We start from the raw sequence: 7,503 nt of genomic DNA, 5'->3' as shown, positions 1-7,503 counted from the left end.
GATCACCGATCGCCTTCGAGAACGCCTTCCACCTCACACCAACTACGCTTGCACCAGCCGCATAACCCGTGTTCAGGATTCGGGGTCAAGGCCCCGGTGCTTCCTGCCTCGCTTCTGCTTCGACATGAGCAGAGCCTAAAGATCCCAACCCGCCCCGCGACAGACCGCATTCACGCCGTCACCAGTACCGATCGGCCTGCCCGAACCGCTGTCCCATTGCTCCTTAAGGCCGGGACCGGATTACCGACCCTCCGGTCGTCGGCGGCACCTTCGGCAGCCTCCTGTGCAGACCTTCGGCGGGCCCGGGGCCGCTCGCCAGCTCCCGCCGCTCAGATCATCAGCCGCCCGCTCCGCTGCATCCCACAACAACCGCCGCGGCCCCCGATTCCTTGAGCGCCCTCCGAGACGCTCAAGGAATCGGGCCAGCCGGCCACCGCGCGGCGAAACCCGAGGAGGCGGCGGGAGGCCGCTCGAGCCCGGTCAGTAGGAAAGGTCGAAATAGTCGATGTCGGTGAGGGCGACTTCGAGGCCCGCGGCGCGGCGTCCGCCGTCCTTGAAGTACACCTCCTGCAGTCCTTGGGCGACGATGTCGCGCATCTGCTGGTCGGTGGCGCCTTGTTGCTGGGCGTCAAACAGGCGGCGGGCGTAGGCCGGGGGGAGGTGGACGGTCAGGCGGCGCATCCGGCCGTCGTCGGTGGTGCCGACGGGCGCGGTGTAGCCGAACCGGGCCCTGGTTTCGACGGTGATGCCAGTGGCGGTGGCGGCCTGCTTGCGGCGGCGCCCTCGGACCTTCGGCTGCCACCGGGCGCGTACGGCCGTCTCGATCCGGTCGGCGATGGGCTTGGGCGGGTGTTTGCGCTCGCCGGTGCGGTAGCGCTCCACCGAGCGCTGGGTGACGCCGAGCTCGGCGGCGACGGCCTTGGTGGTCTTCAGCTGCCCCAGCAGGAAGTTGATACGGCCTTTGAGGCCCTTGGGGGGCTCGCGGGTGAACGCCTCGAAGTCGGCCCGCTCGATAGCGTCCTCAATCTCTCCCACCGGTCAGCTCCCGTCCGTGAGCGGGCTGTGGCCGTAGCGCTGGGGGATCAGGCGGGCGTCGGCGGCCGGAGCGAGGTCCACGACCAGGCGCTCGCCCACGCCGGAGGCCGTGGTGGCGTCGGGTGTGAGGTAGCCGAGGCTGCGCAGCTCGCCGACCGCTTTACGGAAGGCGTCGCGGCCCTCGGCGGCCAGGCGCTCGGCGCGGGTGAGGGAGATCAGTTCGCTGACCGTGGGCTCCTGCCCGGGGGTGTAGCCGGTGGCGAGTTCGGCCAGGATGCCGCGGGCGCGCCAGGTCAGGCGCATGTCCCGCATCGCCCGCGCGAACAGCGCCGGGTCATGGGCAGGCGGGGTGGTGGGGACTCGCCACTGCGGGGGCGCGGCGTCGGGGGTGGTCATCGGTTACGGCTCCTTCGATGCGGTTGAGCGTGCGCGCCGGCCTTCCGTGGGGACGGCCATGCCGGTGTCGCTGGTTGCGGGCCTTACTCGCCTTCGTCGAGCACGGCGTCGTGTAGGTTCGCGACGCCATTGTCATTCCAGGCCGCGCTGACCTGCTGCTTGCTCTGCTGTCTCATCAGATGTCCCACGGGTTCCGTCTCAGCACGGTGGCATTTCCTCATGCCGCATCGTCCTGCTGGTCCTCGTCGGCCTTCCAGGTCTGGTCGAACCAGGTGATGAAGTCCATCACGGTGCCGACGCGGGCGATCCTTTCGTGGATGGCCCGCTGGTCGTGTCCGGGGAGGAAGTCGCCGCGTTCGATCGGTTTGCCGCAGCCGCAGTTGCACTTCCGGTTGTCCAGTGGGGACTTGAAGTAGGTGATGGGGTTCTGTTGGGCGCCGTTCGGTGCGGGCTTGCCGACGTAGTGGTCGTACACCGGATGCCCGGGGCCGAGGATCCGCCCTTCGAAGGCCCGCCGGCCGTCGGGGGTGTCGACGACCCGGTCGATCTCCATGGCCTGCCTGATGATGACGTCTCCGCTGACGACGGCGAACCGCTCTCGTTCGACGCGTTCGCCGGGCATCACCCAGGTTCCGCGGGCGATGTCGTGGAGTTGCTGATCGGAGAGCCCTTCGGTCCAACCGATCTGTGACCGCGCGAAGGCGTCCTCGCTCGGGTCGATCGACCTGCGTCTGCCCAGCGTGATCTGGATCAACGTGCCTCCCCTGAGACCATCATTTAACGGAGTCGATGCGTCTAAGGTAACGGAGAGCCGCTAGACCATCAATCCCCCTTGAAACGGGGTCTTGCTCTTGCTCTTGCTCTTGCTCTTGCTCTTGCTCTTGCTCTTGCTCTCAGGGATGTTCGCGGCCAAGAAACCAGGTAACCCATACTGCGAGTGCGGACGCGGTCAGAACGATGAGTAGCACGCTGAGCAGTTGCACGCGTCGGGCTGTCCGCGTTGCTTCCTTTTCCTCCGTTTCGTATGCAAAGACGCTGGCAAGCAGGAAATCCTGTTCGAGTTTGTTGAGCTCGCTGACTGGCTGGCCGTCGGCGGCGAGGAAGTGCTCGCGTGCTACCGCGAGCAGCACACCGCGGTAGAGAGCTCCAGCGTCTCTGTCCAGATCCTCCCAAGTTCTGGCGGCTTCAGTGAGTCGCCGGTGCTCGTGGAGGCGGTCTCGTTCGCTGGTGACCCACTGGCGCAGCCGCGGCCAGGCCGTAATGAGAGCCTCGTGCGCCAGCTCGACGGTATCGGCGTCCACGGCCAGCAGCCGTGCTGCGATGAGCTGCTCAAGCACTGCTGTTTGGCGTTCGTCAGCGACGAGCTCGGAGCGAGCGACGGGACGGCGGGTGTCGGCCCCGTCACGAGAAGGCGAGATCAGCCGAAGCAGCATGGTGCGGGCCAATTCAGCTTCGCTCTCGCACAGGTTGGCGAAGACCGCCTCTGCAGTGTGAGCGATGGCCCCGTGTACGCCGCTGATGGCGTCGTACGCAGCGAGGGTGAGGGTCTTGCCCGACCGGCGCCGCCACACTTCCAACAGCGCATGCGACATCAGGGGCAGCGCTCCCGGCTCCGTTGCCACGTCTGTGAGGATGCGGTCCGTCAGTGCCCGTTCTACGACGAGGCCGGCGGCAGCTGCCGGTTTGGTCACAGCGGCCCGTAATTGCTGGGGTGACATGGCCGAGGTGAGCAGGTGGGCTCGATTGACGACGCGGGCGAGGCCGGGGTGGTTGGCGCAGTGGCCGAAGAAGTCGGCTCGTACAGCGATCAGGACCCGGAGGCGGTCGGTCGTGCAGGCGGTCAGAAGGCGATCGATGAGCTGGTTCTGCAGCGTGCGATCGTCTTGGAGGGTGAAGAGTTCTTCGAACTGATCAATGATCAGGAAGGTGTCGCCGTTGGTATTGGCGGGCGCCAAGAGGGGTGTGATCGTCGAATCTGCGTTTGGTCCGGGGGTGCAGATGCGGATGGTCGCTGGGGCAGGACCCGTGGCCTCCGGATCGCGTAGGGCGGGGATCAGCCCTGCTCGGAGGATCGATGACTTTCCGCTTCCGGAAGCTCCGACCAAGGCGACAAACCTGTGTGCGGCGGTCAGCGCGTAGAGCTCCTTCACGAGCGAGTCGCGTCCGAAGAACAGGGCTTGGTCGCTCATCTCGTAGCGCCGCAGACCCTGGTAGGGCGATGCGGCAGAGTCCGCCTCGTCCACGGGCTGCCGAGCAGCATCTCCCTGGGCGGAGTGCCAACGCCGTTCCCATGCGGCGGCTTCACCTCCACATGCAACCGCGTATGCCAGAGCTACCTGGAGACTCGGCAGTCGACGTCCGGCCGCTGCCTCGGACAGAGTCGGCGCAGAGAAGCCGGCCCGTCTGGACAGTTCACGATAGGGCGGGTTACCAGCCGCCGAGCGCAGCTGACGCAGCTCGTGTGCAAAGGCCTGAACAGGACCGGCGCTGGGGTCCAGTTCCTTCTCCCGACGTCCCATACTCCCCTTCCGCCTTCAACACCTCCAGCGGTGTTAGGCCAGGTCAACCTAGCTGATGAAGAAATTGATAGGCGACCCGAACCAGAGCTGACCATCAACGTCTTCCTTGGTGAAGTGAGGAGCGTCGTTGGTCCCCCAGAGAAACGAGTCTGGTCATCGGCACCGCACCCGCCCTTCGCCGCGCCACTGTTCAGCGTGCAACGGCACAGCCTTCAGCGCCTCCGCCGCGACACCCAACGCACGCGGCATCCGGACGTCGGTACTGGCTGCCCCTCTTGCTTCCCGCTGCCACGGTGATGGCTCTGGGCCTGTGGGGCCTCGGCAGACAGGGCAGCATCTGGCAGGACGAGGCCGTCACGTACGACATGGCTCACCGGACGCCTGAAGCGTTGTGGGCAACGCTCGATGGTGCCGATGCGGTACACGGTCTCTACTACCTCTTTATGCACGGTGTCTTCGCATGCTGGGACGGCGGTTTGATCGCCCTCCGACTTCCGTCCGTTCTTGCGATGGCACTGGCAGCGTGCGGAGTCGGGCTCTTGGGACGCTGGCTGGCAGGGCCCGCAGCGGGCGGGATGGCCGGCTTGATCTTCGCGCTGTGGCCTACCATCCAGCGCTATGCCCAGGAGGGACGCTCGTACGCGCTGGTGACAGCCGCAATCGTCTGGGCGACGGTCTGTCTGGTCCGGGCGTTGGTTTCCTCAAAGCGGCGTTGGTGGGTGTCGTACGCGCTTCTTTCCACGACGGCCTGCCTGCTGCACGAGTTTGCGGTCCTCGCGCTTGTCGCCCATGGTGTGACCCTGACATGGCTGAAGGCACCACGTTCCCTGGCGCGCGGATGGGGCATCGCCTGCAGCTGTGTCCTCCTCGTCCTTGCACCGTTGGTCTGGGTGAGTCTGGGACAGACGGGGCAGGTCGCATGGATTGAGGTGAGCCTGGCAGGAGACCTTTCCGGCTACCTGCTCCTCGTCCTGGTAGGACTGCTGTGCCGCACACTCTTGCGGCGCGGGGCTGGCATAGAGCCCTGGCCATACGCAACGCCCCGCATGCCCCTGGACCAAGTCGCCTTGCCGCTCGTCGTGTTTCCCCCCGGGCTGCTCCTGCTGGCCTCGCTCGTCAAGCCGCTCTACGTCGACCGGTACGTGCTGTATTCCTTGTCTGGGGTATCCGTCCTGGCTGGAGCAGCCTGTATCAGCTTGTGGCAATCAGTGCGGCGACGGCCGGCTCGTGTCGGACTCGCGGCTGTGGCGAGCCTGGTGGCTGTAACACTTGTTGTGCCGGTCGGATCTCACTTGCGCTCCGCGAGCAGCCGCAGCGACGACGCCAAAGCGGTTGCGGCCGCAGTTCAGGAGCTGGGGGCGCCGGGGGACGGCGTGATCTTCTTGCCCCAGAGCCGTCGCGTGTGGATGCTGCGCACCTCACCCGCTTCGTTGGGCATGACCGACCTGGCCCTGGCCCGGACGCCCGCATCGTCACACACATTGTTCGGAACCGAACTGGCCAGCGACGTCATTGCGGACCGTCTGGTCGCGTCCACACGGGTCGTGGTGGTTCGCGATCGGGAACGCGAGGCCTTCGAAACAAGTGATCAGGACAGCAGAAAGCGTGCGGTGCTGTCCTCGGCATTCACCCCCTGCCGCAGCCGCACCGTCGGCTCGGCCCGGGTGACTGTCCATGCCCGCCCTGGCTTCTGCTGACCGCACTGAACGCTGCGCCCGCTGGGTGCCACGGAGAAAGGGAACGCTCTCATTTCTGCAACTGACACGACACCAGCGGAGCAGCACGCAACGAAAGCTGCCGAGGGTGAACCAACTCGAGTACGGGCTCGAGCGAGCCGAGCCGCCCCCCTGCTGGTCCCGGCCGCGGCGGCTGCAGCGTTAGGACTGTGGGGGCTCAAGCGCCAGGGAAGTATGTGGCGTGATGAGTCGGTGACCTACCAGGTGGCGCATCGATCGCTCGGTGACATCTGGTCCCTGCTCGGCAACATCGATGCTGTGCACGGCCTGTATTACTTGATCATGCATGGGGTGTTCGGGGTGTGGGACGGCGGGCTCCTGGCACTACGGGCCCCTTCCGTGATCGCCACTGTCGTGGCGGCAGCAGGTGTGGGGGCCATGGGCCGACACTTGCGAAATGGGAGGACCGGTGTCCTGGCTGGTTCGCTATACGCGGCAATTCCCATGGTGCAGCACTTCGCCCAAGAGGGCCGGTCATACGCGCTGGTCTCCGCAACGGTGGTGTGGGCCTGCTACGTCTTCGTGCGGTGCATGGGAAGGGGTTCCGCACGCTTGTGGGTCGCCTACGCCGTCCTTGTGGCCATCGCCGGCTGGCTGCACGAATTCGCCATACTGGTGCTCGTGGCTCATGGTGCTACTTTGCGCGTCGTGGGCGCCACACGCCCCGTAATTCGGTCGTGGATCGTCTCCGCTGCTGCTGCCACTGTGGCAATCACCCCGCTAGCGGTCGTAAGCGTCGGGCAGTCAGGTGAGCAACTGGGCTGGCTTGGAGGGCCCACCCTCGCAGTCTGGCTCCAGTTCTTCGCCATTTCGGCTGCTGGACTGGCCTTGGGTCTCTACGTCGCTCGAGCAGACGCCGCCAGTTGCTTCCCGGGGACGTCCGGATTGACGCTGCCCGCCGTGGCGCTACCGCTCCTCGTACTCCCGGGCGGTCTGCTCATGACGGTTTCGCTGCTCAAGCCCTGGTACGTGGAGCGCTATGTCTTGTACAGCATGGCCGGACTCGCTCTTCTCCTAGGGTGCGCGATGGACAGCCTTGTGCGTTCGATGCCCTGGTGCTCGTTGCGCGTGCGTTTCACGGCGTGCGGTCTGGCCGCCGCGAGTCTGGCCGCCCTGCTGCCATGGTCGTTGCTGATTCGTTCGCCAGAGAGCAGGAAGGACAACACAGTTGCGGTTGCCAAGGCCGTCGAGTCCTACGCACACCGGGGAGATTCGGTTCTGTTCATGCCTGCGCGACGTCGCGAATGGCTACTGTCAGCACCATCCGTCTATCACAAGATAGATGACCTGGCGCTCGACGTCACCCCAGCGACTTCAGGGACCCTGCACGGCACAGAGCTACCAGCCTCTGTCATCCGCGCCAGGATGCTCAACCAAGACAAGATCATTTCGCTCTCCGATCCTGCTGGTCAGCCACTGGACACCTTCCCGGAGGAAGTAGTCAAGCGTCAGGTACTCAAGGACCACTTCGAACGCTGTGCGCGTACGAAGGTGCGTGGTGCACAGATTTCACTCTATGTCAGAACTGGGCAGTGTGACTGATATCCGCATCGGCTCTGGACAGGTCGTCGCTGTCTCTTCATGGTGGAGGAACGGCGCCACCACTCACGTACGGTCAGCGGCTGGCCGGGGCAACGAGACAGGTCAGGAGCGGGGCAGCCAGTCAACTGCTCTGCGGGGAGGGAATGAGTTGTGCACGTAGTTTCTGCCGCCATATCGTTCTTGCTGGTGTGGGCCGCATTAGCAACCATTGCGGCATTTTCGTGGACAGCCCGACTAATGCAGCGCTACGCCGCATCAGCACCTGAAGCGCGGCA

The 7,503-nt window shown here is 65.5% G+C and carries 6 protein-coding genes and 1 pseudogene; 2 read left to right on the top strand and 5 right to left on the bottom strand.

The annotated features are described in order from the left end of the window. Nucleotides 1–480 precede the first annotated feature (480 nt). The 5 genes and pseudogenes from tpg to ACFCZF_RS37160 form a co-directional block, all read right to left on the bottom strand. The gene (tpg, locus tag ACFCZF_RS37180; RefSeq protein WP_376675419.1) at nucleotides 481–1,035 is read right to left on the bottom strand and encodes a telomere-protecting terminal protein Tpg; all 555 of its coding nucleotides are present in this window, start codon (nucleotides 1,033–1,035) and stop codon (nucleotides 481–483) included. Nucleotides 1,036–1,038: 3 nt separating this feature from the next. Then, the gene (locus ACFCZF_RS37175) at nucleotides 1,039–1,431 is read right to left on the bottom strand and encodes a hypothetical protein (protein ID WP_376675418.1); all 393 of its coding nucleotides are present in this window, start codon (nucleotides 1,429–1,431) and stop codon (nucleotides 1,039–1,041) included. Between the two features lie 217 nt (nucleotides 1,432–1,648). Next, nucleotides 1,649–2,185, bottom strand: coding sequence for a hypothetical protein (locus ACFCZF_RS37170; protein WP_376675417.1), 537 nt, complete (start codon nucleotides 2,183–2,185; stop codon nucleotides 1,649–1,651). Nucleotides 2,186–2,324: 139 nt separating this feature from the next. Beyond that, nucleotides 2,325–3,674, bottom strand: a complete 1,350-nt coding sequence (locus ACFCZF_RS37165; RefSeq protein WP_376675421.1) for a hypothetical protein — start codon at nucleotides 3,672–3,674, stop codon at nucleotides 2,325–2,327. 63 nt (nucleotides 3,675–3,737) lie between these two features. Further along, a pseudogene (locus tag ACFCZF_RS37160) lies at nucleotides 3,738–3,950 on the bottom strand (helix-turn-helix domain-containing protein); the annotation flags it as partial. Nucleotides 3,951–4,246: 296 nt separating this feature from the next. Here ACFCZF_RS37160 and ACFCZF_RS37155 point away from each other — a divergent pair. Next, nucleotides 4,247–5,647: a hypothetical protein gene (locus ACFCZF_RS37155; protein WP_376675420.1), complete on the top strand. Its 1,401-nt coding sequence runs from the start codon at nucleotides 4,247–4,249 to the stop codon at nucleotides 5,645–5,647. Nucleotides 5,648–5,878: 231 nt separating this feature from the next. Continuing rightward, nucleotides 5,879–7,228, top strand: a complete 1,350-nt coding sequence (locus tag ACFCZF_RS37150; protein ID WP_376675416.1) for a glycosyltransferase family 39 protein — start codon at nucleotides 5,879–5,881, stop codon at nucleotides 7,226–7,228. The last annotated feature ends 275 nt before the right edge of the window (nucleotides 7,229–7,503 follow it).

This window comes from Streptomyces sp. NPDC056296, from assembly GCF_042268605.1.
Classification (GTDB): Bacteria; Actinomycetota; Actinomycetes; order Streptomycetales; family Streptomycetaceae; genus Streptomyces.
This window is presented reverse-complemented; position numbering and strand designations above follow the sequence as displayed.

What these genes read in the sequence shown, in the direction of transcription:
- ACFCZF_RS37155 (WP_376675420.1), top strand. Translation starts at nt 4,247, where the DNA reads ATGGCTCTGGGCCTGTGGGGCCTCGGCAGACAGGGCAGCATCTGGCAG.
- ACFCZF_RS37175 (WP_376675418.1), bottom strand. Translation starts at nt 1,431, where the DNA reads ATGACCACCCCCGACGCCGCGCCCCCGCAGTGGCGAGTCCCCACCACC.